This window comes from Streptomyces sp. NPDC093094 (genome assembly GCF_044754345.1).
GTDB lineage: Bacteria > Actinomycetota > Actinomycetes > Streptomycetales > Streptomycetaceae > Streptomyces.
Genome location: NZ_JBIVOX010000003.1, coordinates 567,565 through 592,631, shown reverse-complemented (window position 1 = coordinate 592,631; position 25,067 = coordinate 567,565). Strand labels below are relative to the sequence as shown.

25 protein-coding genes, 3 pseudogenes and 1 riboswitch are annotated in these 25,067 nt (G+C 74.6%); of the genes and pseudogenes, 20 read left to right on the top strand and 8 right to left on the bottom strand.

The genetic code is table 11. From position 1 onward, the window contains the following. Positions 1-458 (bottom strand): extracellular solute-binding protein (locus ACIQGV_RS08725; RefSeq protein WP_402492384.1); only part of this gene is annotated, 458 nt, incomplete at its 3' end. Between the two features lie 251 nt (positions 459-709). Continuing rightward, the gene (locus ACIQGV_RS08720; RefSeq protein WP_402492382.1) at positions 710-1,720 is read right to left on the bottom strand and encodes a LacI family DNA-binding transcriptional regulator; all 1,011 of its coding nucleotides are present in this window, start codon (positions 1,718-1,720) and stop codon (positions 710-712) included. Between the two features lie 274 nt (positions 1,721-1,994). Between ACIQGV_RS08720 and ACIQGV_RS08715 the strand changes: the two are divergent. Further along, a pseudogene (locus ACIQGV_RS08715) lies at positions 1,995-2,624 on the top strand (RNA polymerase sigma factor); the annotation flags it as partial. Between the two features lie 401 nt (positions 2,625-3,025). Beyond that, a complete protein-coding gene (locus ACIQGV_RS08710; RefSeq protein ID WP_402492380.1) occupies positions 3,026-4,093 on the top strand; it encodes a CU044_5270 family protein in 1,068 nt (355 codons plus the stop codon). A gap of 172 nt (positions 4,094-4,265) precedes the next feature. Here ACIQGV_RS08710 and ACIQGV_RS08705 read toward each other — a convergent pair whose 3' ends face one another. Beyond that, entirely contained in the window at positions 4,266-4,649 is a 384-nt protein-coding gene (locus tag ACIQGV_RS08705) for a hypothetical protein (protein WP_402492379.1), read from the bottom strand. A 177-nt stretch (positions 4,650-4,826) separates the two neighbouring features. Here ACIQGV_RS08705 and ACIQGV_RS08700 point away from each other — a divergent pair, with 177 nt between their 5' ends. The 6 genes and pseudogenes from ACIQGV_RS08700 (at position 4,827) to ACIQGV_RS08675 (ending at position 9,134) form a co-directional block, all read left to right on the top strand. Continuing rightward, positions 4,827-5,249, top strand: a complete 423-nt coding sequence (locus tag ACIQGV_RS08700; protein WP_402492434.1) for a MarR family transcriptional regulator — start codon at positions 4,827-4,829, stop codon at positions 5,247-5,249. 33 nt (positions 5,250-5,282) lie between these two features. Continuing rightward, positions 5,283-5,909 carry an SMP-30/gluconolactonase/LRE family protein gene (locus ACIQGV_RS08695; protein WP_402492432.1) on the top strand — a complete coding sequence of 209 codons (627 nt, stop codon included), beginning with the start codon at positions 5,283-5,285 and terminating at the stop codon, positions 5,907-5,909. A gap of 40 nt (positions 5,910-5,949) precedes the next feature. Beyond that, positions 5,950-7,194, top strand: a complete 1,245-nt coding sequence (locus ACIQGV_RS08690) for a cytochrome P450 (protein ID WP_402492377.1) — start codon at positions 5,950-5,952, stop codon at positions 7,192-7,194. A 93-nt stretch (positions 7,195-7,287) separates the two neighbouring features. Further along, positions 7,288-8,082, top strand: a complete 795-nt coding sequence (locus ACIQGV_RS08685) for a class I SAM-dependent methyltransferase (RefSeq protein WP_402492375.1) — start codon at positions 7,288-7,290, stop codon at positions 8,080-8,082. A 96-nt stretch (positions 8,083-8,178) separates the two neighbouring features. Next, positions 8,179-8,313, top strand: a pseudogene (locus tag ACIQGV_RS08680) (right-handed parallel beta-helix repeat-containing protein); the annotation flags it as partial. A 92-nt stretch (positions 8,314-8,405) separates the two neighbouring features. Next, positions 8,406-9,134 carry a hypothetical protein gene (locus ACIQGV_RS08675; RefSeq protein WP_402492374.1) on the top strand — a complete coding sequence of 243 codons (729 nt, stop codon included), beginning with the start codon at positions 8,406-8,408 and terminating at the stop codon, positions 9,132-9,134. Between the two features lie 30 nt (positions 9,135-9,164). Here ACIQGV_RS08675 and ACIQGV_RS08670 read toward each other — a convergent pair whose 3' ends face one another. After that, positions 9,165-11,582: a collagenase gene (locus ACIQGV_RS08670; RefSeq protein WP_402492372.1), complete on the bottom strand. Its 2,418-nt coding sequence runs from the start codon at positions 11,580-11,582 to the stop codon at positions 9,165-9,167. Between the two features lie 263 nt (positions 11,583-11,845). Here ACIQGV_RS08670 and ACIQGV_RS08665 point away from each other — a divergent pair, with 263 nt between their 5' ends. The 12 genes and pseudogenes from ACIQGV_RS08665 to ACIQGV_RS08610 all read left to right on the top strand — a co-directional run bounded on the left by ACIQGV_RS08665 (position 11,846) and on the right by ACIQGV_RS08610 (position 21,913). After that, positions 11,846-13,033 (top strand): NAD(P)/FAD-dependent oxidoreductase, encoded by a 1,188-nt coding sequence (locus tag ACIQGV_RS08665; RefSeq protein WP_402492371.1) that lies wholly within the window; start codon positions 11,846-11,848, stop codon positions 13,031-13,033. A 15-nt stretch (positions 13,034-13,048) separates the two neighbouring features. Then, positions 13,049-13,369 carry a (2Fe-2S)-binding protein gene (locus tag ACIQGV_RS08660; RefSeq protein ID WP_402492370.1) on the top strand — a complete coding sequence of 107 codons (321 nt, stop codon included), beginning with the start codon at positions 13,049-13,051 and terminating at the stop codon, positions 13,367-13,369. After that, a complete protein-coding gene (locus tag ACIQGV_RS08655) occupies positions 13,350-14,807 on the top strand; it encodes an FAD-dependent oxidoreductase (protein WP_402492369.1) in 1,458 nt (485 codons plus the stop codon). Before ACIQGV_RS08660 ends, ACIQGV_RS08655 begins: the two co-directional genes overlap by 20 nt. Further along, the gene (locus ACIQGV_RS08650) at positions 14,804-15,715 is read left to right on the top strand and encodes a dihydrodipicolinate synthase family protein (protein ID WP_402492367.1); all 912 of its coding nucleotides are present in this window, start codon (positions 14,804-14,806) and stop codon (positions 15,713-15,715) included. Before ACIQGV_RS08655 ends, ACIQGV_RS08650 begins: the two co-directional genes overlap by 4 nt. A 28-nt stretch (positions 15,716-15,743) precedes the next feature. Continuing rightward, a complete protein-coding gene (locus ACIQGV_RS08645) occupies positions 15,744-16,751 on the top strand; it encodes a proline racemase family protein (protein WP_402492365.1) in 1,008 nt (335 codons plus the stop codon). 80 nt (positions 16,752-16,831) lie between these two features. After that, a complete protein-coding gene (locus ACIQGV_RS08640; RefSeq protein WP_402492363.1) occupies positions 16,832-17,557 on the top strand; it encodes a GntR family transcriptional regulator in 726 nt (241 codons plus the stop codon). Positions 17,558-17,710: 153 nt separating this feature from the next. Further along, a riboswitch (cobalamin riboswitch) is annotated at positions 17,711-17,895 on the top strand. A 29-nt stretch (positions 17,896-17,924) separates the two neighbouring features. Further along, positions 17,925-18,614, top strand: coding sequence for an energy-coupling factor ABC transporter permease (locus ACIQGV_RS08635; protein WP_402492430.1), 690 nt, complete (start codon positions 17,925-17,927; stop codon positions 18,612-18,614). Further along, positions 18,611-18,997: an energy-coupling factor ABC transporter substrate-binding protein gene (locus ACIQGV_RS08630; RefSeq protein ID WP_402492361.1), complete on the top strand. Its 387-nt coding sequence runs from the start codon at positions 18,611-18,613 to the stop codon at positions 18,995-18,997. The genes ACIQGV_RS08635 and ACIQGV_RS08630 overlap by 4 nt, the downstream gene beginning before the upstream one ends. Positions 18,998-19,003: 6 nt before the next feature. Continuing rightward, the gene (cbiQ, locus tag ACIQGV_RS08625; RefSeq protein WP_402492359.1) at positions 19,004-19,753 is read left to right on the top strand and encodes a cobalt ECF transporter T component CbiQ; all 750 of its coding nucleotides are present in this window, start codon (positions 19,004-19,006) and stop codon (positions 19,751-19,753) included. Beyond that, the gene (locus tag ACIQGV_RS08620; RefSeq protein ID WP_402492358.1) at positions 19,750-20,598 is read left to right on the top strand and encodes an energy-coupling factor ABC transporter ATP-binding protein; all 849 of its coding nucleotides are present in this window, start codon (positions 19,750-19,752) and stop codon (positions 20,596-20,598) included. Before cbiQ ends, ACIQGV_RS08620 begins: the two co-directional genes overlap by 4 nt. Before the next feature lie 18 nt (positions 20,599-20,616). Next, a pseudogene (locus ACIQGV_RS08615) lies at positions 20,617-20,874 on the top strand (DUF6234 family protein); the annotation flags it as partial. Positions 20,875-21,016: 142 nt separating this feature from the next. Next, on the top strand, positions 21,017-21,913 hold the full coding sequence (locus tag ACIQGV_RS08610) for a S1 family peptidase (protein WP_402492356.1): 897 nt from the start codon (positions 21,017-21,019) through the stop codon (positions 21,911-21,913). Between the two features lie 108 nt (positions 21,914-22,021). On the opposite strand, the gene ACIQGV_RS08605 is transcribed toward ACIQGV_RS08610, so the two are convergent. From ACIQGV_RS08605 to ACIQGV_RS08590, 4 genes are all read right to left on the bottom strand, one after another. Next, on the bottom strand, positions 22,022-22,531 hold the full coding sequence (locus ACIQGV_RS08605; RefSeq protein ID WP_402492354.1) for a GNAT family N-acetyltransferase: 510 nt from the start codon (positions 22,529-22,531) through the stop codon (positions 22,022-22,024). A gap of 183 nt (positions 22,532-22,714) precedes the next feature. Beyond that, on the bottom strand, positions 22,715-23,254 hold the full coding sequence (locus tag ACIQGV_RS08600) for a DUF2269 family protein (RefSeq protein WP_402492352.1): 540 nt from the start codon (positions 23,252-23,254) through the stop codon (positions 22,715-22,717). A gap of 373 nt (positions 23,255-23,627) precedes the next feature. After that, a complete protein-coding gene (locus ACIQGV_RS08595; protein ID WP_402492350.1) occupies positions 23,628-23,966 on the bottom strand; it encodes a GNAT family N-acetyltransferase in 339 nt (112 codons plus the stop codon). A gap of 23 nt (positions 23,967-23,989) precedes the next feature. Beyond that, positions 23,990-24,982: a pirin family protein gene (locus ACIQGV_RS08590; RefSeq protein WP_402492348.1), complete on the bottom strand. Its 993-nt coding sequence runs from the start codon at positions 24,980-24,982 to the stop codon at positions 23,990-23,992. Positions 24,983-25,067: the final 85 nt, after the last annotated feature.

The following is a 25,067-nucleotide window of genomic DNA, read 5'->3' as shown; positions in this document are numbered from 1 at the left end:
GCCGGCACCGTCTTGTCGTTGACGTAGGCGGTGATGTCCTGCGCGCCGTCCTCGGACAGCACCTGCGGCAGATCCGTGAAGTAGGTGTAGAACACGTCCGGCTGCGACTTCGCCTTCAGCATCGCCGTGAACCGCGGCGGCTCCAGACACTGACCCGGCGTGGAACGCCCCTCGATCGTCACGTTCGGATACGTCCGGTTGAACTCGGCGACATCCTCCTTCCACTCCTTCAGCTCGGCCGCCTTCGCCGCCGGCGGCATGCAGTCGATCGTGATCGTCACCTTCGTCTTCGGATCCAGCGGCACCGAGGCATCCGAGGAACCGTTCTGCTGGGATCCGTCACCACCGCCGTCACTGCTGCTGCTCGTGCCGCAGGCCGCGAGCGCGGTCAGCGTCAGGGCGGAGACGACAGTGACTGCGGCGGCACGACGGCTGCGGCGAAGCCGGGCACTTCTCATGGGAGGTTCTCTTTCGCTCCGGAACGGTGAAGGCACCCCACCTGGCGGGGAACTGCAGGTGAGGTGCCGGACACTCAACCACCGTCGACAGATGAGTGCAATATCTCGTGCAGTTTTCGCAATTGCTTGACAGTGATGCGATGCGGTCGCCCTGCGGCCCCGGACCGGCGGAGCGCTCGCGCCGCACAAACACATCGGCACCGGTCCGGGGGTGTCCCGGTACCGGTGCCGACGGAGAAGAGCGGGGGAGGTCAGCCCACGGGCGGCTGCGCCGTGGAACTGCGCACCACGAGCTCGGGCTCGAAGAGCAGTTCGCCCGGGTGGGCCTGGGTGCCCTGGATCTGGGCGCAGAGCAGCTCGACGGCGGCGCGGCCCATCGCCTCGATGGGCTGGCGGACCGTCGACAGGGGCGGCTCGGTGCAGCTCATGAAGGCGGAGTCGTCGTACCCGATGACGGACACGTCGCCGGGTACGGACAGCCCCCGCCTGCGAGCGGCCCGGATCGCGCCGAGCGCGAGCGGGTCGCTCGCGCACACGATCCCGGTGACACCGCGCTCCACCAGCCGCCCGGCGGCGGCCTGGCCGCCCTCCAGGGAGAAGATCGACCGCATGACGAACTCGTCCGGCAGGCTTCCGCCGGTCGACTCCGCCACGGCGCGCGCGGCCGCCAGCTTGCGGTTCGAGGGCACATGGTCGCCGGGGCCGAGGACCAGGCCGATGCGCTCGTGGCCCAGCGAGGCGAGATGGCGCCATGCCTGTTCGACGGCGACCGCGTCGTCACAGGCGACGCAGGGGAAGTCCAGCCCGTCGATCGACGCGTTGACCAGGACCACCGGGATGTTGCGCTCGGCCAGTTGACGGTAGTGGTCGTGCGGCGCGTCGGCCTGCGCGAACAGCCCGCCGGCGAACACCACGCCGGACACCTGCTGCTGGAGCAGCAGCTCGACGTAGTCGGCCTCGGAGACCCCTCCCTGGGTCTGGGTGCACAGCACGGGTGTCAGGCCCTGCTGGGCCAGCGCGCCGCCGATCACCTCCGCGAACGCCGGGAAGATCGGGTTCTGGAGCTCCGGCAGCACGAGGCCCACGAGCCGGGCGCGCTCGCCCCGCAGCTGGGTGGGCCGCTCGTAGCCCAGCACGTCCAGCGCGGTCAGCACGGACTGCCGGGTCGCCTCGGAGACACCGGGCTTGCCGTTGAGCACACGGCTGACCGTGGCCTCGCTGACTCCCACCTTTTTGGCCACCTGGGCAAGTCGTCGCGTCATGGCCGCAAGGCTAGCGCAAGTCGCGCAAGCGGGTTGCGTGCTTGCGGGCCCGGACAGGGGGCTGCCTGCGCAAGCCGGTTGCAACCGAACGCAAGCCGGGGCGGGCCGAAGAGTCCGCCGGGGCCCGGTCGAGGCGGCCCGAAGGGCCCGGCGGCACCCAGGTCGGGGAGAATCCGACCGCCGGCGGGCCACTGCGCCGCGGAGCGGCACCCGCGTGACGCGGGGCGTGACACAGGCCACAGGAACGCCCGGGTCGCCACGGAGAGATACGGGTGTGAGGGACACAGAGAACGAGACGCGCCGACGGGTGCGCGAGGGGGACCGCGAGGCGTTCGCCCAGTTGTACGAGGATCACGCCCGTGCCGTCTACAACCACGGCCTGCGGCTGACCGGCGACTGGTCGACCGCCGAGGAGGTCATGTCCGAGACCTTCCTGGCCGCATGGCGGACCCGGGAACGGGTGCACGAGGAGGGCGGCTCCCTGCTGCCCTGGCTCCTGGGCATCGCCACGCACAAGGCCGAGAACGCCCGACGGGGCCTGCGCCGAAGACAGCTGTTCCTGGCCCGGCAGCCCCGGCCGCGCGTGGAGGAGGACTTCGCACCCGCGACCGTGGGGCGTCTCGACGACGCGCGCAGGCTGCGTGCCGTGCACACGGCGCTGAGCCGGCTGCGGCGCCAGGAGTGCGAGGTGCTGGCGCTGTGCGTGTGGTCGGGGCTCGGCTACCGGGAGACGGCCGACGCGCTGGGGATCGCCGTCGGAACGGTGCGCTCACGGCTGTCGCGTGCCCGCAGGAGACTGGCCCGCCTGACGGAGGACGGACCGGGGCGGGAACCGGGGCGAGGACGGGAGCGAGGGCCCGGGCAGGGACAGACGCAAGGGCGACCGGGAGAACCGGCAGGACCGGCAGGACCGGCAGGACCGGCAGAGGAACCGATGACAGGACCGGCAGAGGAACCGATGACAGGACCGGTGCGAGGACCGGCGGAGAGATCGACGCACGAACCGGCGGACAGACCCGCGGACGAACCGGCGGACGGGTCCGCCGGACCCGCGAAACGACCCACGGCCGGGCCCGCGGCCAGGCCCGCTGCCGGACCCGCGAAAAGGCCCGCGGCCGAGCTCGCCGCCGGACCCGCGAAACGGCCCGCGGCCGAGCTCGCCGCCGGACCCGTGAAGCGGCCCGCGGCCGGGCCCGCCACCGGACCCGTGAAGCGGCCGGCGCCCGGACCGGAACCACGCGACGGCCGCGGAGAGAGAACAGGTGCGGCCGCGATCGCGGCCCTGACCGTGCGGGAGGAACCCACATGACCGACAAGGCCACCTCCGCTTCCCCGGAGCACGGCGGCGACCGCGAGGAGATCGCCCGTCTGCTGCCGGCCCCTGCCGAGTGGGACCTGCCGCGCGAGCAGCACCTCCGTCACAAGGACACACTCATGCGTCACATCGACCGGGACCAGGCCACCGTATCCGCGCGCGGGCGGCGCCACCGGCTGCTGCGGCCCGCGCTTCTCGCGCCGGCCACCGCGCTCGCCCTGGCCTGCGCCCTGACCACGGGCATCGCCCTGTCCGGCACCGACCACGACGGCGGCGGGACCGCACGGCACAAGGCCGCCACGGACATCCAGCCGGCCGCCGCCCTGCTCGACCGCATCTCCGACGCCACGGGCAGGCAGGCCGGTCTCGTCGTGCGGGACGACCAGTTCGTGTACACCCGCGAGCGGGCCCGCGGGGCCGACCTCACCAGCGGCAAGGCCGTCATGGGTCCCCTGCGGGACCGGGAGGTGTGGACGGCACAGGACCCGAGGCCGCTGCAACGGCTCGGACTGATCCGGGAGGACGGGGAGACCCTGCCGGTCAACGCCGAGCTCGGTGACACCGGTGGCACGCCGGCCGGGTTCGGCCGGCCCACCTACCGCTGGCTCGCGTCCCTGCCCACGGACCCCGGCGAGCTGCTCGCCCACCTGTACGCGCGGACCCCGAAGGCGGAGGGCCGCGAGCGGGACCAGGCGGTGTTCGAGCAGATCGGCTCCCTGCTGGGCGGGCTCACTCCCCCGCGTACGGCCGCCGCGCTCTACCGGGCCGCCGCGCGGATCCCCGGTGTCACCGAGGCGTCCCGGGCCCGGGACGCGGTGGGCCGCCAGGGGCTCGGCATCGCCCGTGTCGACACGCGCTACGGCGTCCGCACCGAGTGGGTCTTCGACGCGGACGACTACACGTTCCTCGGCTCCCGCAGTGTGCTGACCGAGGACACGTCCTACGGCCGGACGGGCACGCTCCTGTCCGGCTCCGCCGTGCTGGAGCACGCGGTCGTCGACGAAGCCGGCCTCCGGCCGGCCGGAGGCGAACGGCCGGGGACGAACGGCGAGAGCTGACCGGCGGGCCGGGGCGGACCCCCGGCGCCCGGGGTGAGACCCCGTCCGGTGCGGGCCCGCACCGGACGGGGCTCCGGCTCCTCGGCCCCGTACCGTCTTCGGCGTCGCCGTTGCGGGGGCCCCGGCCCGCCCAGCGCCTCCCGGGGACCCGACGGCCGTGCGCCGGCGCGGCTCAGGCCACCGCGCCGGCGACGCCGGTGCGGCCCTCCGGCACACCGGCGAGGGTGAGGACGATCTGCTCCCGGACGTGCTCGCCGAGCACGGCCGCCGTCGCGTCGGTGACGGCGGCGACCAGGCGGGCAGCCGCGTCGGGGACCTCGTCGAGGTGGTACGCGGCCTCGCGCATGCTGAAAGTGATGTGCGGGGCGTCCTTGTCGGTCGGGACGCCGCCGATGCCGCGCCGGTGCTGCGGGACGCCGATCAGGTCGACGCCGACCAGACGGCCGAAGCCCTCGCCGTAGACCTGTCCGACCGCGTCGGTCAGGGCGGCGATGAGCCGGGGCTCGACCGTTCCGTCGAGGGTCTCTTCGCGGATGTGCACGCTGAAGTGCGGCATGGTGGATCTCCGTTCACGCCGATGGGTAACATGCAGGGCGATTCACTTTGCAAGTAAAGCATCTTTGGATCCAAAGATAAATACATGGAAGGAGGCGCCGCCGTGCCCACGCACGAAGAACCGGCGGCAGACGGCGCCGACGGCCTGGACGACGCCGTACGGGCGCTGCTGCTGCTCATGCCCCGCATGGTCGGCCGCGCGAAGAAGATCCCGGTCCCCGAGGCCCTGCGGTCCTTCCCGCTGGCGCCCCGGCACCTGTCGCTGTTGTCCTGTCTGCTGTTCGACGGCCCGACGACCGTGAACGAACTGGCCGCCCGGCTCCAGGTCGCGCCGACGACGGCCAGCCTGCTGGTCGGCGATCTGCACGGGATGGGCATCCTGGACCGCCGCGAGGACGAGACGGACCGGCGGCGCCGGATCGTCACCGTCGCGGCCGACCAGGAGCCCGCGATCAGGGCCTGGCTCGCCCCCGGTGCCGCCGCCTGGCGCAAGGCGCTCGACCCGCTGACGCCCGATCAGCGCCGGATGTTCGTCGACACCCTGCTCGCCTACGAGGCGGCGGTGGGCGAGGCGCGACAGGACCAGGGACCGGCGTCCTGATCACGGCGCCGCCCGGATCGCACCGACGTCCGGATCACGCCGACGTCAGAGGCCGGCAGCAGCTACCGGATCGGCCCGGTGACCGTCGACGCCGAGCTCGCCGCCGACGGGCCGGATCCGCCCGACGGGCTGGTCCTCTCCCCCGGCGAGCGGCAGTCGTACGTCTCGGACACGCGCGGCGGGTGCATACGCGCCCACGGTGTGCGCCCCGACGGCACGCTCTCGCGCGGTGACGTGTTCGCGGCGATCCCGCCGGGCGGCGCCGGCTGCTTCGGCGGTCCCCGTTTCGGCGGTCCCCGTTTCGACGGTCCCCGTTTCGGCGGTCTCCGTTTCGACGGTCTCCGTTTCGGCGGTCTCCGTTTCGGCGACAGCGGCCGGCTGCGGGCCGCCACGACGGCGGACGGAGTGCACTGCCGCCACCCGGACGGCACCCCGACCGGCCGGCTGGACGCACCGGGGGCGGTGGCGAACACCGCGCGGGGCGGCGCCAAGCACAACCGGCTGTCCATCGCCGCGGACACCGCCCTGCACCCGCTCGTCATGGGTGTCACCGGGACCCGTCCCACCGGCCCCGGGCGGCGTCGCCGGCCGTGGCGGCCCGCGGCCGGATCTTTGCGCTCGGGCCGAGGCGCTCTCGTCACCGGCGCCCTCGCGCCCTAGCGTGGCCGGGCCACCGCACCCGATCCCCCCAGGAGTCCTGATGGCCGACCCGCGACCGCTGGTGATCGACCCCACTGGCCGCGACATCCACGGCGAGGCCGAGCGTGTCCGCGCGAACGGCCCCGTCACGCTCGTCGAACTCCCCGGCGGCGTCAGGGCATGGGCGGTCAGCAGCCCCGTACTGCTCAAGCGGCTGCTCACCGACCCCCGGGTGTCGAAGGACCCGCGACGCCACTGGAAACGCTGGATCGACGGTGAGGTGTCGCCCGAGTGGCCGCTGTTCACCTGGGTCGCGGTGCAGAACATGTTCACCGCGTACGGCGCCGACCACAGGCGGCTGCGCCGGCTGGTCGCCACGGCGTTCACGGCCCGCCGCACCGCCGCCCTCCAGCCCCGCGTGGAGGAGATCACGAAGACGCTGCTCGACGGCGTCGCGGAGGCCGGGCGCCGCGGTCCGTCCGTCGACCTGCGCGAGGAGTTCTGCTACCCCCTGCCCATCCAGGTCATCGGCGAACTCCTCGGCCTCCCCGCGGAGATGGGCGCGGAGCTGCGGGCCGTCGTGGACGGTGTCTTCCACACCTCCGCGACTCCGGAGGAGGTCACCGACGTCTACACCCGGTTCTACGCGGTGCTCGGCGAACTCGTCGCGCTGAAGAGGCGCTCGCCGGGCGACGACCTGACCTCGGCGCTCATCGCCGCGCGTGACGACGAGGACGACTCCCGGCTGGACGAACAGGAGCTGCTCGACACCCTGATGCTGGTGATCAGCGCCGGGCACGAGACCACCGTCAACCTCCTGGACAACGCCGTCCATCTGCTGCTCACCCACCCCAGCCAGCTCGCCCATCTCCGGGCGGGGCGCGCGTCCTGGCAGGACGTGGTCGAGGAGACGCTGCGGATGGACGCGCCGGTGGCGAGCCTGCCGCTGCGGTACGCCGTGGAGGACCTGGAGATGAGCGACTTCGGCGGCCCTCGGGGCACGGTCGTCGCCCGGGGCGAGGCGATCCTCGCCGCGTACGCCGCCGCGGGGCGCGACCCCGGCCGGTACGGTCCGGACGCCGCCGTCTTCGACGTCACCCGGGCCGACAAGGAGCATCTCGCCTTCGGGTACGGCGTCCACTACTGCCTGGGCGCGCCCCTGGGCCGCCTGGAGGCGTCCGTCGCGCTGCCCGCGCTCTTCGGCCGCTTCCCCGGCCTGCGGCTCGCGGTGCCCGCCGAGGAGCTGGAGGCCGTGGACTCCTTCATCTCCAACGGCCACCGCACCCTCCCGGTCGAGCTGCACTGACCCGCGGGGACGACCCGTCCGCACCGCCCCGGCCACCGGGCCCGGGGCGGTGCGGACGGGCGGCTCGCGCCCGTCCGGTGCACGATGGGGAACGTGGCCGACTATCTGCTGCCTCTCAGCGAGCCGGAGATCGCGCGCTACCGGATGATGGCCGAGGCCGCCGAGCGCCGCGAACACGGACTGTGGCGTGCCGCCGGGGCGGTGCCCGGCGCGCGGATCGCCGATGTGGGGTGCGGGCCGGGCGCGGTCTCCGTACGCCTGGCCGGCCTCGTCGGCCCGGACGGCGAGGTGTGGGCCGTCGACCGGGACGAGAAGGCGCTCACGGTCGCCTCGGCGCTCGCCGCACGGGCCGGTGCGCCCGTGCGCACCGCCGCCGCGTCCGCCGACGCCACCGGGCTGCCGCCGGGGTCGTTCGATCTGGTGATGCTGCGGCACGTCCTGGCCCACAACGGCGGCCGGGAGCAGGCCGTGGTGGACCATCTGGCCTCCCTGGCCCGGCCGGACGGCGGCACGGTGTACCTGGTCGACATCGACGTGCGCTGCTTCCGGCTGCGCGGTGCGCCCGAGGCCCTGCTGGAGCTGGAGGACCGCTACCGGGAGCTGCACCGGCGCCGCGGCAACGACCTCTCCGTCGGCGGCCGTCTCGACGAACTGCTGACCGCGGCCGGTCTGGAGCCGGCGGTCTTCGAGGGGCACATCGAGGTCGTCACGCCTCCTCCCGGGATGCGCGGGCCCGCCTGGGCGGCCCGCGACGCCCTGCTCGCCGAGGGTCTGGCCGGGCCGCAGGACCTCACCCGCTGGGACGAGGCGTTCCGGCAGGCCGAGCACGACCCGTCCGGCATCCGCCTCTTCGCCGCCCATTTCGTGGCGTACGGCCGCCGGGGCTGACACAGGGCGCCCGCGCCCTCCCCGGCGCAACCCGACACCGGCCCCATCGGCCCGGTGACCGTCGAGGACTCCCTCTCCTTCGGCAACGGCACCCTCAGCGACGGCTCGAACCAGTTCTGGTCGGGCTCCGACGGGTCGCGGTGCTCCTCGTACTCCGGCGCGCTGCGCTGGTCCTTCGCCTCTGACGGCCGCCTGGTGGTGGCCTTCGGGAGCACGCAGGTCATGCCGTGACCCCGTCCGCACCCGGGTGCCGGGGCGGTTTTCTCGCGCGGCGCGGAGGGCCGCCCCTCAGCCGTCCGGCGGGGCTCGGGCAGACTGTGCGGATGAGCGACGAACGCCCGGTGCACCCGGAGCCCTCACCCGAACGCTACGGACGTCTGCGTGTCTGCACCGACGACCTCGGGCCCGCCGGCTGGGTGTCCGAAGGCCCCCCGGGACCGGGCGCGTTCGGGACGGTGGCCGGGGTCGCCGCGCCGGGGTTCGCCGCGTACGCGCGCCTGCTGCATCCCGCGGAGCTCGGTGAACGGCCGGTGCGCTGGGACACGGTGGCCGCCGCCCACGGGACCGTGGTGACGCCGCTGACCGACTGGCACGAGGTGATCGGCGTGGACCGCGACTACCACAACGCCGACGAGTACGGGCTGCCCGGTGTCTGGGACGAGCACGCCACGGAGGGACCGACCCCGCCCGTCGTCGCCCGGGCCCTGATCCCCCTCCTGGCCCGGCACACGGCCACGCCCGGGCGGTGCTGGTTCGGCCTGTGGGCGGGGTACGGGCGCCGGGGCTTCGACGGCGTGCCCACCTTCCCCATGCCGAACCGGGACAAGGTGCTGCTCGCCGGGCCGCTGGCCGACGCCGTCTCGCCGGTGTCGGAGGACGAGTTCGCCGAGCTGCCCGACCTGTGGTGGCCGCAGGACCTGGCCTGGTGCGTCGGCGGTGACGTGGACCTGGTCAGCACCTACGTCGGCGGCTCCCCCGAACTGATCGCGGACCTTCTGGCGGCCCCGGAGCTGGAGGCGCACCCGGTCCTGCCGGGCGACAGGCTCGGCTGACGCCGCCCCCCGCCGCCCGGTGAGGGACGGTCAGGGCCGCAGCGGTCCCTCGCAGCGGTAGTCGGCGGTGCCGGCGCGGCCCGTGGACCAGACGGTCACCTCGCCGAAGGAGCAGTTCATGTCGGCGAGGTTGTTCACCCCTCCCGAACCGCGCTCCAGGAGGAAAAGGTCCACCGTCTCCGCCATGTCCGCGAAGACCCGGTCGGCGCTCTCCGCGTCCGCGAGGTTCGCGGTGATCCTCCCGGTGCACACGAAGCGCGGCCGGTCCGTGCTGCCGCCCGTGGCGCACTCGGGCGTCGCGTAGGTGACCGCGGCGAACGAGGCCCGCGCCTCGGCGGCGGTGGCGGCACCCAGGTCCGCGACCGGGGTGTGCCGGGTGGTCGGCACGTACAGGTCGTCGACGTGGGCGATCTGCTCGTCGAGGAAGGCGTCGTAGTCCCGCTGGAGCGCGGTGTCCGCGCCGAGGCGGTCGCGCCAGGTGTCGAAGGCCGCCGGGGCGTCGGCGCGCAGCTGCCGGTACATCTCCCGCAGCAGGGCGGGACGTTCCCGCCACAGATAGGAGAAGAACGTGCCCGCGTAGGGGTAGAAGCGGAAGCCGTCGCCGTCGTAGGTGGCGTGCAGGATCCGGTCGACGGTCATCCGCGGTCCGCCGTCCGCGGTGTCCCGGACGATGCCGGCGACCAGGGACCTGCGGACCCTGACACCGTCGTCGCGGGTGGCGCCGGCGAGGAACTCGGCGGTTCCCTCGTCCATGGCGGTGGTGCGGTCCCCCTGGTACCAGGTGCCCTCGCCGAACAGGCCGGGCACGGCCCATCTGCCGTTGAGGTAGTGGGTGTACTCGTGGCGGAACAGCTCCTCCAGGGTGAGCGAGGAGTCCTGCGGGACGCGGCGCTGGTACGTGTAGAAGGTCGCGCCGCGTTCGATGTAGATGCCGCCGTTGTCGGTCCCCATGCCGGTGAGCAGCGGATGGAAGGTCTCGTAGTCGGCGCGGGAGGCGTACAGGACGGTGCCGAGGGTTCTGTTGGTGTCGCCGGGCAGCGGTTCCAGGGTGCCGAGGATCCGGTGGAACTGGGCCTTGACCTGCTTGCTCGCGTAGTAGAGCCGGTCGACGGTCGCCCGGTCGAGGCCGGTGCGGACCCGCAGGGTGTCGCCGTGCGCGTCGGTGTCGTAGGTGTAGGTCCGGGGGAAGAGGAGGCGTTCGATGTCCTCGCGGCACACGCGGTACGGGGCACAGGCGTCGAACTCGATCAGCCAGGACGCCGTCTTCGCCCAGGGGGCGCTGCGGTCCCCGAAGGTGCGGGCCGTGGTGCCGAGGAGGGTGCCCAGTCCGGTGACGGTCTCGGCGCGCAGCCGGTCGATCTGCCCGAAGCGGCCGTACTCGCCGAGGGCGTCGCGCACGACCCAGGCGTTGGGCCGGTCCTTGAGGTGGCCGTGGTCCGCGAAGGCCCGGAAGGCGGCGCGGTAGGAGGGGTCCGCGACGACGGCGTCGTGGAAGGCCGTGTCCCTGTTGCCCGGGTACACGCCGAGGTAGTTGAGCGAGAGCGCGGCGAGCGCGGCACCGGCCCAGACGGTGTCCTGGGCGGTGGTGCGGCCGGGCCCCATGGTGGCGAGGACCCGCTTCACCAGCGGGAGCTGGTACCGGCGCAGGCCCGGGGCGCAGGCCGCGTAGAGGGCCTCGCGCAGGGTCTCGGCGTTGCTGCGGGTGGGGTCGAAGGTCCGGGCGGCGGCGCCGAGGGCGGCGACGGCCCGGCGCATCGCGGCGACGGTCGGGGCGTCGGTGACGTCGATCTCGGCGCGGGAGAAGTCGTGGTAGGACACCGCGTGGAGGTAGGTGAACAGCTCCGGCAGGTGCGTGCCGCCGGTGCCGTCGTGGGCGGGGGCGAGCGCGGCGGCACGCCGGGAGACGGCCTGGACGTGCGCGTCCGACATCACGGGTGCGAGGCGGCCGTCCCAGGTCCACAGCAGGGTGCGCAGACAGCCGTCGGCGGTGACGGCCGGGTCGGTGAGGAAGTCCGCGAACCGCTCGGGGGTCAGCCCGGTGACCCCGTCGAGGGTGCAGGGCGCGAGGGTGCGGGTGCCCGCCCCGGGCGGCGCCGTGGCGGGGCCGGGGACGAGGCCGTCGGCCCGGCCGCCTCCGGGGGCGGGGAGCCGCCGGGCGCCGGGCCGGGGCGCTTCGGCGAGGTGCTCGGCGTGGTCGTGGCCGGGCCGCGGGGCGACGGCGGCCGCACGGAGGGGCGGTGCGGCGTGGGAGGTGCCGGGCGCGGCGTGGGAGGTGCCGGGCGCGGCGTGGGAGGTGCCGGGCGCGGCGTGGGGGGTGCCGGGTGCGGCGTGGGAGGTGCCGGGCGGACCGGTGAGGCCCGCGGTGAGCGCCGCCGTGACGGCGAGCAGGGATATGCGCCGCCCTCTGCGGCGGGCGCGGGAGCTGTGCGGGGTTCGCGAGAGGAACACCGATGACTCCTGTGGGGAGTGGGGTGGACGAGGGGGGGTGCGCCGGTGCCGCCCGGGAGGGCGTCGGCCGTGGAGAGAGGGCCGCGCTCGACGACCGGCACCATGTGATACGTAACGTAGTAATGTGAAATTGCACTGACAACCCCCGTGCAGCCACGTGTCCTTGAAGGGGCGTCAGTGTCCGCACCCGGGAGTGCACCGGCTCCGCGCGACGAGGGTGCGGCACCCTTGGCAGCCTCTGTGCAATGTGAAATATTACTGAGGTGCCCACGAGACACTCTCCGGATCTCATCGTGGTCGGGGCGGGCGTGGTCGGCGCGGCCTGCGCCTTCTACGCCGCCCGCGCCGGCCTCACCGTCACCGTGATCGACCGCGGACCCGTCGCCGGCGGCACCACCGGAGCCGGCGAGGGGAACCTCCTCGTCTCCGACAAGGAACCGGGGCCCGAGCTCGAACTGGCCCTGTTCTCGGCCCGGTTGTGGCGGGAACTCGCCGACGAGCTGCCGTCGGCCGTCGAGTACGAACCGAAGGGCGGCCTGGTCGTCGCCGAGGACGGCGAGGGGCTCGCCGCCCTGCGGGACCTCGCCGGCCGGCAGCGCGCCCGCGGCGTCACCGCGGACGACGTGCCCGCCGGCCGGCTCGCCGAGCTGGAACCGCATCTGGCCCCCGGCCTCGCGGGAGGCGTCCATTACCCCCAGGACGCCCAGGTGCAGCCCGCCCTCGCCGCGGCCCATCTGCTGCGCGCGGCCGGGGACCGGGTGCGGCTCCGGGCGGGCGAGCTGGTAACCGCGGTCCTGACCGGTCCGGGCGGCGAGGTGCGGGGCGTGCGGACGCCCTCCGGTGAGGTCCACGCCCCGTTCGTCGTCAACGCGGCGGGCACCTGGGGCGGGGAGGTGGCCGGGCTGGCGGGTGTCGGGCTTCCGGTGCTGCCCCGCCGCGGGTTCGTCCTCGTCACCGAGCCGCTGCCGCGCGTCGTGCGGCACAAGGTGTACGCCGCGGACTACGTCGCCGACGTCGCCAGCGACTCGGCGGCCCTGCAGACCTCGGCCGTCGTCGAGGGCACCCCGGCGGGGCCGGTGCTGATCGGCGCCAGCCGGGAACGGGTCGGCTTCGACCGCACGCCGTCCGTGGAGGCGCTCACCCGTCTCGCGGCCCAGGCGGTGCGTCTGTTCCCGGTACTCGGCGCGGTGCGCGCGATCCGGGCCTACGCCGGGTTCCGCCCCTACCTACCGGACCATCTGCCCGCCGTCGGCGCCGACCCGCGCCGGCCCGGACTGCTGCACGCCTGCGGCCACGAGGGCGCGGGGATCGGGCTGGCCCCGGCGACCGGGCACATCGTCGCGGCCCTGGCGTCCGGGGGCAAACTCCCGCTGGACATCCACCCGTTCAGGCCGGAGCGCTTCGAGGGCGGCCCCGGAGAAGCAGCGGAGCCCTTCGGACGGCTCCCGTGAGAGAGGAGCCGCGCGATGGCGCGTGACCGCAGCCCCGCCGAACTCGTCGGCGCGTCACCGGGGGACGCGTTCGAGATCACCTTCGACGGCCGGTCCCTGTCCGCGCTGCCCGGCCAGTCCGTGGCGGCCGTGCTCTGGGCGGCCGGTGTGCTCGCCTGGCGCACCACCCGCGAGGGCGGCCGGCCGCGCGGGGCCTTCTGCGGCATCGGGCACTGCCACGACTGCCTGGTGACGATCGACGGACGCCCCAACCGGCGTGCCTGTCTCGACCCGGCCCGCCCCGGCGCCGCCGTCACCACCCAGGAGGGACACGGTCATGCCGACCTCGCCGTCTGACCCGGTGTACGACCTGGCGGTGATCGGCGCCGGTCCCGCGGGCCTCGCCGGCGCGGTCACGGCCGGTGAACTCGGCCTGCGCGTGGCCCTGCTGGACGCGGGCGAGCGGATCGGCGGGCAGTACTACCGGCACCCCTCCCCCGGCCTCGGCGCCCGCCGTCCCGAGGCGCTCCACCACGGCCGCCGGGCCTACGCCGGGCTGAGCCGCCGCCTCGCCGCCGGCCCGGTGACCCACCTGGCCGCGCACCAGGTCTGGAGCGTGGCCCGCCCGCCCGGCGACGGGTCCGGCGAGGGGTTCGGGGTGCACGCGGTCACGGACGACGACCGTCCGGTCCTCGTCCGGGCCCGTACGGTGCTGCTGGCGACCGGGACGTACGAGCGTCAACTGCCGTTCCCCGGCTGGACCCTGCCCGGTGTCGTCGGCGCCGGAGGGGCGCAGGCCATGCTGAAGGCGGGGCTCGTCCTGCCCGGCCGGCGGATCGTCGTCGCGGGCAGCGGCCCGCTGCTGCTCGCGGTCGCCGCCTCGCTCGCCGCGGCCGGAGCGCGGGTGCCCGCGGTGGTGGAGGCCGGGAGCCATCCGGCGTACGCCCGCCGTCCGGACGTGCTCGCGGCCGTGCCGGAAAAACTCGTCGAGGCCGCCCGGCACGGAACCGCCCTGCTGCGCCACCGGGTTCCCGTGCACGGGCGCAGCGCCGTCACCCGGGTGCACGGCACGGACCGGGTGGAGGCCGTCACGGTGTCACGGCTCGACCGCGACTGGCGGCCCGTGGCGGGGCCGGGCCGCCGGATCGAGTGCGACGCGCTCGCGGTCGGACACGGGCTGGTCCCTCAGATCGACCTGGCGACGGCACTGGGCTGCACGACCCGCCCCACCCCGGACGGGGCGCACGCGCTCGCCCTCGACGCCCGTCAGCGGACCTCGGTGCCCGGGGTGTGGGCCGCGGGCGAGACCGGCGGGGTCGGTGGGGTCCGGCTGGCTCTGCTGGAGGGCGAGATCGCCGCTGCCGCCGTCGCCGGTCTGCTGGCCGGCCGGACCCTGCCCGGGGCCCGGCTGCGGCACCTGCTGCGCGGGCGGGCCCGGCAGCGGGCCTTCGCCGGCCTCATGGCCGCCGTCCACGCGCCCCGCCCCGGCTGGACCGGCTGGCTCGACGACGCGACGGACGTGTGCCGCTGCGAGGAGGTCACCGCGGGCCGGATCCGCGAGGCCGTCGCCGGTCACGGGGCGGGGGACGCCCGCACGGTCAAGCTGCTCACCCGCGCCGGGATGGGCTGGTGCCAGGGCCGGGTGTGCGGCACCGCCGTGGCCTGCCTCGCGGCGGGCTCGGGGATGCCGCCCTCGCCGGAACGCCGCCCGCTGGCCGCGCCCGTGACGCTGGCCGCGCTGGCCGGCCGTCCCGGCCGGCACACCACTTCCACCACAGAAGGGTTCCCGACATGACCACCAGCGGTTCCTGGAGCGCCGGCCGTCCCTGGCGCGGCATCATGGTCGCCACCGCGCTACCGCTGCGCGAGGACCTCTCCGTCGACCACGACGCCTACGCCGCCCACGTGCGGCGGCTGATCGCGAGCGGCTGCGACGGTGTCGTGCCCAACGGCTCGCTCGGCGAGTACCAGACCCTTTCCGACGCGGAGCGGGCGCGGGTGGTCCGTACGGCGGTGGAGGCCGCGGGCGACGGGGCCCGGGTGATGCCCGGCGTCTCCGCGTACGGCAGTGCCGAGGCGCGGCGCTGGGCCGAGCAGGCCGCCGACGCCGGCTGCGGCAGCGTGCTGCTCCTGCCGCCGAACGCCTACCGGGCCGGCGAACGCGCGGTGAGCGCCCACTACGCCGAGGCCGCCCGGGCCGGACTGCCCGTCGTCGCCTACAACAACCCCGTCGACACCAAGGTCGACCTCACCCCGGAGCTGCTGGCCCGGCTGCACGCCGAGACCGGGATCGTGGCCGTGAAGGAGTTCTCCGGCGATGTGCGGCGGGCCTACCGGATCGCCGAACTCGCCCCGGAGCTGGACCTGCTGATCGGCGCGGACGACGTGCTGCTGGAGCTGGCCGTGGCCGGCGCGGTCGGCTGGGTCGCCGGCTACCCGAACGCGTTCCCGGAGTCCTGCGTCCGGCTCTACGGCGCCGCCGTCGCGCACGACCTCGCCGCCGCGCTGCCGCTGTACCGGTCGCTGCACCCGCTGCTGCGCTGGGACTCCAGGACCGAGTTCGTCCAGGCGATCAAGCTGTCGATGGACATCGCCGGGGCGCACGGCGGACCCTCCCGGCCGCCGCGGACGCCGCTGCCCGACACGCTCGCGGCCGAGATCCGCGCGGCCACCGAGAAGGCCGTCGCCGAGGGCCACCGCTGAGACCCGGCCCCGACCGAAAGGGACGTTCGTGCGCACTCGTCATGTCCTCCACGCCGTCGACTCGCACACCGAGGGGATGCCCACCCGTGTCGTCACCGGCGGCATCGGGGTCGTCCCCGGCGCCACCATGGCCGAACGCCGCCGCCACTTCGCCGAACACCTGGACCACGTCCGTACGCTGCTGATGTACGAGCCGCGCGGCCACGCCTCGATGAGCGGCGCGGTCCTTCAGCCGCCCACCCGGCCGGACGCCGACTACGGGGTGCTGTTCGTCGAGGTCTCCGGGCTGCTGCCGATGTGCGGGCACGGCACGATCGGCGTGGCGACCGTGCTCGTGGAGACCGGGATGGTGGCGGTCACCGAACCCGTCACCACCGTCCGCCTCGACACCCCGGCCGGACTGGTCGTCGTCGACGTGCAGGTGGAGGACGGCGCGGCGAAGGCGGTCACGCTCACCAACGTGCCGTCGTTCTGCGTGGGCCTGGACCGCACGGTGGAGGTGCCCGGGTACGGGCCGGTGACCTACGACCTCGCCTACGGCGGCAACTTCTACGCGTTCGTCGAACTGGACGCGCTGGGGCTGCCGTTCGACCGGGCCCGGGGGGACGATCTGCTCGCCGCGGGGCTGGCGGTGATGGAGGCGGTGAACGCGTCGCCCGGCCACCGGCCCGTCCATCCTGCGCAGCCGGAGATCGCCGGACTCAAGCACGTGTACCTCGCCGCTCCCGGGTCGGACGCGCGGCGCTCGCGGCACGCGATGGCCATCCACCCCGGCTGGTTCGACCGTTCGCCGTGCGGCACCGGCACCTCGGCGCGGATGGCCCAGCTGCACGCGCGCGGGGAGCTGCCGCTGGACCGGGACTTCGTCAACGAGTCGTTCATCGGGACCGAGTTCACCGGCCGGCTGGTGGCGCGGACGGAGGTCGGCGGGGTGCCCGCGGTGGTGCCGCGGATCACGGGCCGGGCCTGGATCACGGGCACGGCCCAGTACTTCCTCGACCCGGACGACCCGTTCCCGGCGGGGTTCCTGCTGTGAGGGACGACTGCCGTACGGCCCCGGCGAAAACAACGTGACATTGTACTCTGGTGCTTCCGCGGCGGCACGAAGGGAACACCATGGGGCACCTCCAGCGCAACCTCGTCACGACCCGCGAGCGGCTGCGTGACCAGGTCGCCCACGCCCTGCGGGCCGCGCTGATCTCCGGTGAACTCCAGCCGGGCGAGGTGTACTCGGCGCCCGGGCTCGCGGAGGACTTCGGCATCTCCGCGACGCCCGTGCGCGAGGCGATGCTCGATCTCGCCCGCGAAGGTCTCGTCGAGCCGGTGCGCAACAAGGGCTTCCGGGTCACCGAGGTCGACGAGCGCGACCTCGACCAGTACAGCGAGATCCGCATGCTCATCGAGGTCCCGATGATCGGCCGGATCACCCGCAGCGCCTCCCGTGAGCAGCTGGAGGCGCTGCGGCCGGTGGCCGGGATGATCGTGGCCGCGGCCCGCGAGCACGACCTGATCGGCTATCTGGAGGCCGACCGGCAGTTCCATCTCTCGCTGCTGGCGCTCGGCGGCAACGACCGGCTGGTCGAGACCGTCGGCGACCTGCGCAAGCGGTCGCGCCTGTACGGGCTGACCACGCTCGACGAGAGCGACCGGCTGATCCCCTCGGCCGAGGAGCACATCGAGCTGCTCGATCTGATGGTGGCCGGGGACGCGGAGGGCGCCGAGCGGTGCATGAGCCGCCACCTCGGGCATGTGCGCTCGCTGTGGGCCGAGGGCGACCGGTCCCGTGAACGCCCCGTCCCCCGCGCCCGCGTCCGCGCGGGGAAGCCGGCCACGGCGTCCTGAGTCCCGGGACGGACCTCCCCCGGTCCGCGCACCGTGACGATGATCACGGTCTGCGGCCGGAGGGCCGGGCGGGGCGCGGGGGGTGGCGTCCCGGGGCCGGGGCACGGTCCGTGCGCCCCCCGGGGTGTGCTTGTCACCGTCCTGTCCCGGGCACTAGTGTCACCACGCCTTGGTGAACGGGAAATCCGGTGCGAAACCGGTGCGGCCCTCGCCACTGTGATCGGGAAGTCCGGCTCCGGCCCTCACGGGCAGCCACTGGGTCCTTGCGACCCGGGAAGGCGGAGTTCGGGCGGTGGTACCCGTCAGCCAGGAGACCGGCCAAGGCGCGTCAACCATCCACGAGGTGCTGGAGAGGGTCTGCCGGGCCATGCACATAGCCGAGGGTTTTCTGCCTCCGGCGCACGCGATCGCCTGGGGCGTCGCGTCCGCCCCGTTTGTCGTCCACGGAGTCCGCTCCCTCACCCGTGAGGTCAGGGAGCATCCCGAGAGCACTCTGCTCCTCGGCGCCTCCGGAGCGTTCACGTTCGTCCTGTCCGCGCTCAAGCTGCCGTCGGTGACCGGGAGTTGTTCCCACCCCACCGGAACCGGGCTGGGCGCCGTCCTGTTCCGGCCGCCGGTCATGGCGGTGCTGGGCACCATCACCCTGCTGTTCCAGGCCCTGTTGCTGGCCCACGGCGGCCTGACCACGCTCGGCGCCAACGTCTTCTCCATGGCGATCGCCGGCCCCTGGGTGGGCTACGGCGTCTACCGTCTGCTGCGCCGCCTCGACGTGCCGCTGATGGCCGCCGTGTTCTTCGGGGCGTTCCTCGCCGACCTGGCGACGTACTGCGTGACCAGCGTGCAGCTGGCGCTCGCCTTCCCGGACCCCGGCAGCGGGTTCCTGGGCGCGCTCGGCAAGTTCGGTTCCATCTTCGCCGTGACGCAGATCCCGCTCGCGGTGAGCGAGGGCCTGCTGACGGTGCTGGTGATGCGGCTGCTCACCCAGTCCAGCAAGGGCGAGCTGACCCGTCTGGGCGTCCTGGCGGCCCGGCGCGAGGACGAGGCGGTGGCCCGGTGAAACGCAACACGAAGATCAATCTACTGCTGCTGGCCCTGGTCGCCGCGCTCGCCGTGCTGCCGCTGGCGCTCGGTCTGGGCGACCACAAGGAGGAGCCCTTCACCGGCGCCGACGCCGAGGCGGAGACGGCGATCACCGAACTCGAACCGGACTACGAGCCCTGGTTCTCGCCGCTGTACGAACCGCCGTCCGGTGAGATCGAGTCGGCGCTGTTCTCCCTCCAGGCGGCCCTCGGGGCGGGTGTCCTCGCCTACTACTTCGGGCTGCGCCGCGGCCGCCGCCAGGGCGAGGAGAAGGCCCTGGCACGGCGCGGGGACGAGCACGGCCCCGGACACGACGGCACGGCGGCCGAGGACACCCGCTCGGGTGCCGGGCAGGGCTGACCCCGCGTGCTGCCCATCGACGCGGCGGCGCACGGCAGTCGCTGGCGCCACCGCCACCCCGTGGACAAGGCCGTGCTCGGGCTCGGCCTGACCCTGCTCGCGATCTCCCTGCCGCCCTGGCCGGGCGCGGCCCTCGTCCTGGTCACCGCGCTCGTGGTGCTGCTGGGTCCGGCGGGCGTGCCCGGGGCCCGGCTGTGGCGTGCCTACCGGGTGCCGCTCGGCTTCTGCGCGTCGGGCGCGGTGACGCTGCTGGTCCAGGTCGGCGGGCCCGGCGGGCCGCTGTCCCCGGCCGACGGAGGTGCCGTACGGGCCGGGGAGCTGATGCTGCGCACGTCGGCCGCCTCGCTGGGCGTGCTGCTGTTCGCGTTCACCACGCCGATGTCCGATCTGCTGCCCCGGCTGGTGCGGGCCGGGGTGCCCGCGCCCGTCGTGGACGTGGCGCTGGTGACGTACCGCATGAGCTTTCTGCTGCTGGACTCGGTGCGGCGGATCCGCGAGGCGCAGGCCGCGCGGCTCGGACACACCACCCGCGCGGCGACCTGGCGTTCGCTCGGCGGACTCGGTGCCACCGCGTTCGTGCGCGCCTTCGACCGGGCGTCGCGGCTCCAGTCCGGGCTCGCCGGGCGCGGCTACGACGGCACCCTGCGGGTCCTGGTGCCCGAGGCGCGGATCTCCGTCCCCTTCACGGCGGGTGCGCTGGCGCTGCTGGCGGCCGTCACCGCACTCACCTTCGTCCTGGAAAGGCTCCTGCCGTGAGCGAACCGCCCCTCGTCGCCCTGCACGGCGCGTCCTTCGCCTACGACGACGGCCCGCTGGTGCTCGACGGTCTGGACTTCGAGGTGCGTGAGGGCCGTGCGCTGGCGCTGCTCGGCCGCAACGGCACCGGCAAGACGACCCTGATGCGCCTGCTGAGCGGCGGACTGCGGCCGCGCGCGGGGCGGCTGACCGTCGAGGGCGAGCCGGTGTCGTACGGCCGGGCCGGGCTGACCCGGCTGCGCACGACGGTCCAGTTGGTCGTGCAGGACCCGGACGACCAGCTGTTCGCCGCGTCCGTCGGACAGGACGTGTCCTTCGGGCCGCTGAACCTGGGCCTGCCCGACACCGAGGTGCGGGCGCGGGTGGCTCAGGCGCTGGCCGCGCTGGACATCACCGCGCTGGCCGACCGTCCCACGCATCTGCTGTCGTACGGGCAGCGCAAGCGCACCGCGATCGCCGGGGCCGTCGCCATGCGGCCGCGGGTGCTGATCCTCGACGAGCCGACCGCGGGCCTGGACCCGGACGGCCAGGAGCGGCTCCTCGGCACGCTGGAGGGGCTGCGGGCGGGCGGCACCACGGTGGTGATGGCGACCCATGACGTGGATCTCGCCCTGCGCTGGGCCGACGACGCGGCCCTGCTCACCCCCGGCGGCGTCCACACGGGTCCGGTCGCCGCGACGCTGGCCCGCACCGACCTGCTGGCCCGGGCGGGCCTGCGGCTGCCGTGGGGCGTCGCGGCAGCGGACGTCCTGCGCGCCCAGGGCCTGCTCACCGGCACGGACAGCGGTCCCCGTACTCCCGAGGAACTGGCGGCGCTCGCGCCCCGCCCGGCGGCACGGGACTGAACCCGCCGGCCGGGCCGGCCCCGTGGGGGCTGCCTGACCGCCGTGGGCGCGGTCGGGGCCGTCGCCCTCGTGTCCACCGTGCTCGCCGTGCGCGCGAAGGCGCTGATGACAGCGGTCGTCCAGGAGGTGACGGCCGTGCTGGTCGCCGTGGTCGTCGTCGGTGGCGCCGCCGCGCGGCAGGACGAGGACGCCGCTCACCGGGCGGGCGACGGCTGCCGCCCGGCCCCGTCGGCACCCCGCCGCCAGAGCCGGCCATCCTGTCCTGATCTTGGCTGAACCTCCGTCCCGCGGATCCCGTCTGGCTGTACGACCTGGCCACCGCGGCCGGACGACTCCCCCGGCGCACCGCCCCGTTGCGGCGCCGGGCCGTCCGGCGGAAGGCCGACCACCGGACCCGTAGAGACGGAGAAGACCCTTTATGAGTCTGTCCACCCCCCACAGAACGACGGCGCGGCGGATCGCCGCCGCGGCGGCCGCGTCCGGCGCGGCGCTCGCCCTCACCGCCGCCTCCGTCGGCACCTCCCACGCCGCGGACACCTCCGCGGACCGCGGCCGTCCGACCTCGCAGATCATCGGCGGCGTCGGGCAGGCCGACGGCAAGCACCCGTTCATCGCCGCGCTGCTCCAGAAGGGCACGGGCAGCCCGTTCGACCGCCAGTTCTGCGGGGGCAGCCTGCTCTCCCCGCAGATGGTCATGACGGCCGCGCACTGTGTGCTGGGCACCAAGCCCAAGGAGATCGAGACCGTCGTCGGACGCACGGTCCTGTCGAAGAAGAACCAGGGCCGGCTGCGCCAGGTGACCGACATCGTCGTCCACCCCCGCTACGCCCGCGGCCAGGAGGCGTACGACATCGCCTTCCTGATCCTCGACAAGCCCGTCCAGGGCATCGCGCCGGTCCACCTGCCCACCGAGGGCACCGACGCGCTGATCCGCCCGGGCGCCCAGGCCACCGTCATCGGCTGGGGCAACACCAATACCGAGGTGACGGCCTACGCGGACCGGCTGCGCGCGGTGAACGTGCCGATCGTGTCGCACATCGAGTGCAAGGCTTCGTACGCGGAGTACGACAAGAAGGTCAACGTCTGCGCGGGCGTCGAGGGCAAGGACTCCTGCCAGGGCGACAGCGGCGGCCCGCTGTTCCGCAAGCTGAAGGGCCGTCAGGGCGTCTACCAGATAGGCGTCGTGTCGTACGGCGACGGCTGCGCCGAGCAGGGCGCTCCGGGCGTGTACACGTACACCGGCTCCCACGAGCTGTGGAAGACGCTGGACGAGTCGGCCAAGGGCAAGAAGGTCAAGAGGCTGCTCGGCCGCTGAGCCGGCGGATCCGCACAGGGTTCCCGGGCGGGACGCGACCGTGTCCCGCCCGGGGCCCCGCCGGACGCCCCGCCGGATCCGTCCCCGGATCCCGCGGGGCGTCCCTCGCTAGATCCCGAAGGGCGCCGCGTACCGGACGGTGCCGGCCGGCAGGGGGTGGCCGGGGTCCAGGGCGAGTGCCATGAGGGCCTCGTCCGGGACGTCGAAGGTCACCCCGATGCCGTGGACGGAGGCGCGGGTGAAGCCGAACCTCGGGTAGTACGACGGGTGCCCGAGCACGGTGACGTACCGCTCGCCCAGCTCCGTGGCGGCACGCAGCGCGGCCCGGATCGCGGCCGAGCCGGCACCGGTGCCCTGATGCCCGGGCAGGACGGCCACCGGCGCCAGGCACAGCGCCGGTACGTCGCCGATGTGGCAGCGGGTCAGCAGCGCGTGCCCGACGACGGTGCCGTCGGGGAGGGCCGCCACCAGGGACAGCCCGTCGATCCATGCCTCGTCGGTCCGCAGCGCGTCGACGAGGTCGGCCTCCAGCGGGGTGTCGAAGGCGGCCAGCTCGATCGCGCGGACGGCGGGGAGGTCGGCGCCGGTCTCGGCGCGTGTGATCCAGTCATCGGTCATGACAGGTGAAGGTTCCGTTTCCGGGTGTCGTCTCGAGGAGGCCCCGCGAGCTCACGCTCCCGGCGGGGTGGAATCAGGTCGACGTCAGGCCGTGGCCCGGGACGTGAGCGGGGTCCGGGCGCTGCGCGCGGCAGCGGCCATGTGCACGGACATCGGCTCGCCTCCCTGTTTCCCTCGCCTCGGTCACTCCGGCGTGCCGACCCTAGCAGGCCCCCGTGCTCCCGCCCGCTGCGCTGCGCGCCGCCGACGGCCGCGGCGGGTCGGCCCCCAGGGCTTGAGCACCGAGACCGCGGTCATGAAGACGTAGGCGGACAGCGACACCGCGGGCCCGAACAGCACATCGCCGGGATCGGGCAGGGGGCCGCCCCGTACGACGGCGTCCACGGCGGAGTCGACGCCGGGCCGCAGGGCGAGGACGGTGGCGGTGGTCGTGACCAGGGTCAGCCAGAACTTCACCTGGACCCAGCGGTGCCGGGCCAGACCCCATGGAGTGCCCAGAGCCAGCAGCAGCCCGCTGAGGAGCGTCAGGAGGGCGGCGGGGAGCAGCAGCCGGTCCGTGAACAGTTTCATGGTGCGCACCGACGCCTCCAGCGTCACGGCGTCGCCGGTGGTGGCCGCGGTGATCCCGAGCGCGAGCAGCCCCAGGGTGAGCCCGAGCCAGCAGGCGGCGGCGGTGACATGGACGACGAGGGCCGCCCGGCGGGCGGTGCGGTTGAGTTTCACGGGCTCCACGGTGCCGGGGCGCGGCGCCGGCGGCGTCCCACGGCGGGAGTGACCTCGGCTGCTCAGCCGGGCGTACGGCGGCCCTCCGCTTCGGCGGTGCCGTGTGCGCGGCGCGTCCGGCGCGGGGCCGGCAGCGGGGTGAGCGGGGCGCGTCCCCGCGGTCCCCCCGGGTCCGGCTCCGTCCCGTCCCGCCGGCTCCGTCCCGTCCCGCCGGGCCCGTACCGTGCCCGGGGCGGCGAACCGCACCGGCGCCACCGGCACTTCCCCCTTCCGGTCCCCCCTCCCCGGCCTCGGCCCTGCGTCACGGTGGACGTCACCCGGAGTCACAGACCGTGGCCCGGACGCGGGGCGGGGGGCGCCGGCGGACGCGGCGTCAGCCGAGCTGGGCGGCCAGCCAGGCGCGCACCTCGGGGGTCACCGGGTCGGTGATGTCGTCGAACTCGGTGTGCTTCGTGAGGAACTTGGCGACGTAGGGGCAGACGGGCACGATCCGCAGGCCGAGTGCGCGGACGTCGGCGAGCGCCTCCCGGACGAGCACGGAGGCCAGTCCCTGTCCGGCGAAGGCGTCGTCGACCTCGGTGTGGAAGAAGACGCGCTGAGTGCCGTGGTCGCGGTAGGCGGTGAGGCCGGCGCGGGTGTCGCCGACGTGGATCTCGTAGCGGTGGCGGTCGTCGGCGCGGCGGACGGTGGGGGTCGCCTGGGTCTCGCTCATGGGCGGGGTCCTCTCGGTTCGGGTCAGGCGCGCGGCGGGTTGCGGCGCGGGGTGAGGGTGGCGTGGGGCAGGGCGGGCGCGGGCAGCCGGCCGCCGGGGTGGTCCTGGACGGCGCCGAAGCGGTCGGAGGCGTTCTGCCAGTCCTCGCGGGCGCGGGCGATGTCGTCGTGGCTGCGGCCGATGAAGTTCCACCACATGACGATCTCCTCCTCGAACGGGGTGCCGCCGAGCAGCACGGCGCGTGCCGGGCCGTCGGACTCGTTGCGCAGGGTGAGGGCGGCGGCGCCGGGGTGGACGTAGCCGAGTTCGGCCGCGTCGAGGGCGGTGCCGGCCACGCGGACGCGGCCCCGGTCGACGAGGAGGCCGTGCTCGAACTCCGGGTCGACGGCGAGGGTGAGGGCGGCGTGCGGGGCGAGGACGATCTCGGCGCCGAGCAGGGGTGTGAAGGCAGGCACGGGCGAGGTGGACCCGGCGAGGGTGCCGAGGAAGACACGGATCTCGGCGGCGTCGGTGCGCACGGGCTCGGGGACGTGGTGCCGGAAGTCGCGCCGGGTATGACGGTGCGCCTCGGGCAGGGCGACCCAGAGCTGGACGCCGTGCAGGACGGTGGTGCGCGGTGTGGAGACCTCGGAGTGGGCGATGCCGTGGCCGCCGGTCATGAGGTTGAGCTCGCCGGGGCGGACGAGGGCGTGGCTGCCGAGGCTGTCGCGGTGCTCGATCTCACCGCTGAACAGCCAGCTCACGGTCTGCAGGCCGGTGTGCGGATGCGGGGCGACGACCATGCCGCCGGTGTCGGCGACGTCGTCGGGGCCGTAGTGGTCGGCGAAGCACCAGGCGCCGATCAGGGTGCGCGCCCGCTGCGGCAGGGTGCGCCGCACGGTCATGGCCCGTGGTCCGCCGAGGGGCACGTCGCGCGGGGTGAGCACGTCCACGCGGGGCTCGGGCGCGCTCGGGGGTCCGGGTGCCTCCCCGGTGGCGCGGCGCGGCGCGACGGGGTCGGTCTCGACGTTGCTCATCGGGGGCCTCCACAACCATGATAGTTTACGCTTCAACAATAGCCGTGCGGGTAGCGTACCGCAGCACCAGCAGGCAACGGCGCCC

Bases quoted from the DNA above. Each gene is read 5' to 3' on its own strand.
- ACIQGV_RS08700 (WP_402492434.1), top strand. From the start codon at position 4,827: ATGCCCCGCATGGTCGGCCGCGCGAAGAAGATCCCGGTCCCCGAGGCC.
- ACIQGV_RS08655 (WP_402492369.1), top strand. From the start codon at position 13,350: ATGCCGACCTCGCCGTCTGACCCGGTGTACGACCTGGCGGTGATCGGC.
- ACIQGV_RS08710 (WP_402492380.1), top strand. From the start codon at position 3,026: ATGACCGACAAGGCCACCTCCGCTTCCCCGGAGCACGGCGGCGACCGC.
- ACIQGV_RS08635 (WP_402492430.1), top strand. From the start codon at position 17,925: ATGCACATAGCCGAGGGTTTTCTGCCTCCGGCGCACGCGATCGCCTGG.
- ACIQGV_RS08705 (WP_402492379.1), bottom strand. From the start codon at position 4,649: ATGCCGCACTTCAGCGTGCACATCCGCGAAGAGACCCTCGACGGAACG.
- ACIQGV_RS08610 (WP_402492356.1), top strand. From the start codon at position 21,017: ATGAGTCTGTCCACCCCCCACAGAACGACGGCGCGGCGGATCGCCGCC.
- ACIQGV_RS08650 (WP_402492367.1), top strand. From the start codon at position 14,804: ATGACCACCAGCGGTTCCTGGAGCGCCGGCCGTCCCTGGCGCGGCATC.
- ACIQGV_RS08660 (WP_402492370.1), top strand. From the start codon at position 13,049: ATGGCGCGTGACCGCAGCCCCGCCGAACTCGTCGGCGCGTCACCGGGG.
- ACIQGV_RS08605 (WP_402492354.1), bottom strand. From the start codon at position 22,531: ATGACCGATGACTGGATCACACGCGCCGAGACCGGCGCCGACCTCCCC.
- ACIQGV_RS08590 (WP_402492348.1), bottom strand. From the start codon at position 24,982: ATGAGCAACGTCGAGACCGACCCCGTCGCGCCGCGCCGCGCCACCGGG.
- ACIQGV_RS08640 (WP_402492363.1), top strand. From the start codon at position 16,832: ATGGGGCACCTCCAGCGCAACCTCGTCACGACCCGCGAGCGGCTGCGT.
- ACIQGV_RS08690 (WP_402492377.1), top strand. From the start codon at position 5,950: ATGGCCGACCCGCGACCGCTGGTGATCGACCCCACTGGCCGCGACATC.
- ACIQGV_RS08720 (WP_402492382.1), bottom strand. From the start codon at position 1,720: ATGACGCGACGACTTGCCCAGGTGGCCAAAAAGGTGGGAGTCAGCGAG.
- ACIQGV_RS08675 (WP_402492374.1), top strand. From the start codon at position 8,406: ATGAGCGACGAACGCCCGGTGCACCCGGAGCCCTCACCCGAACGCTAC.
- ACIQGV_RS08595 (WP_402492350.1), bottom strand. From the start codon at position 23,966: ATGAGCGAGACCCAGGCGACCCCCACCGTCCGCCGCGCCGACGACCGC.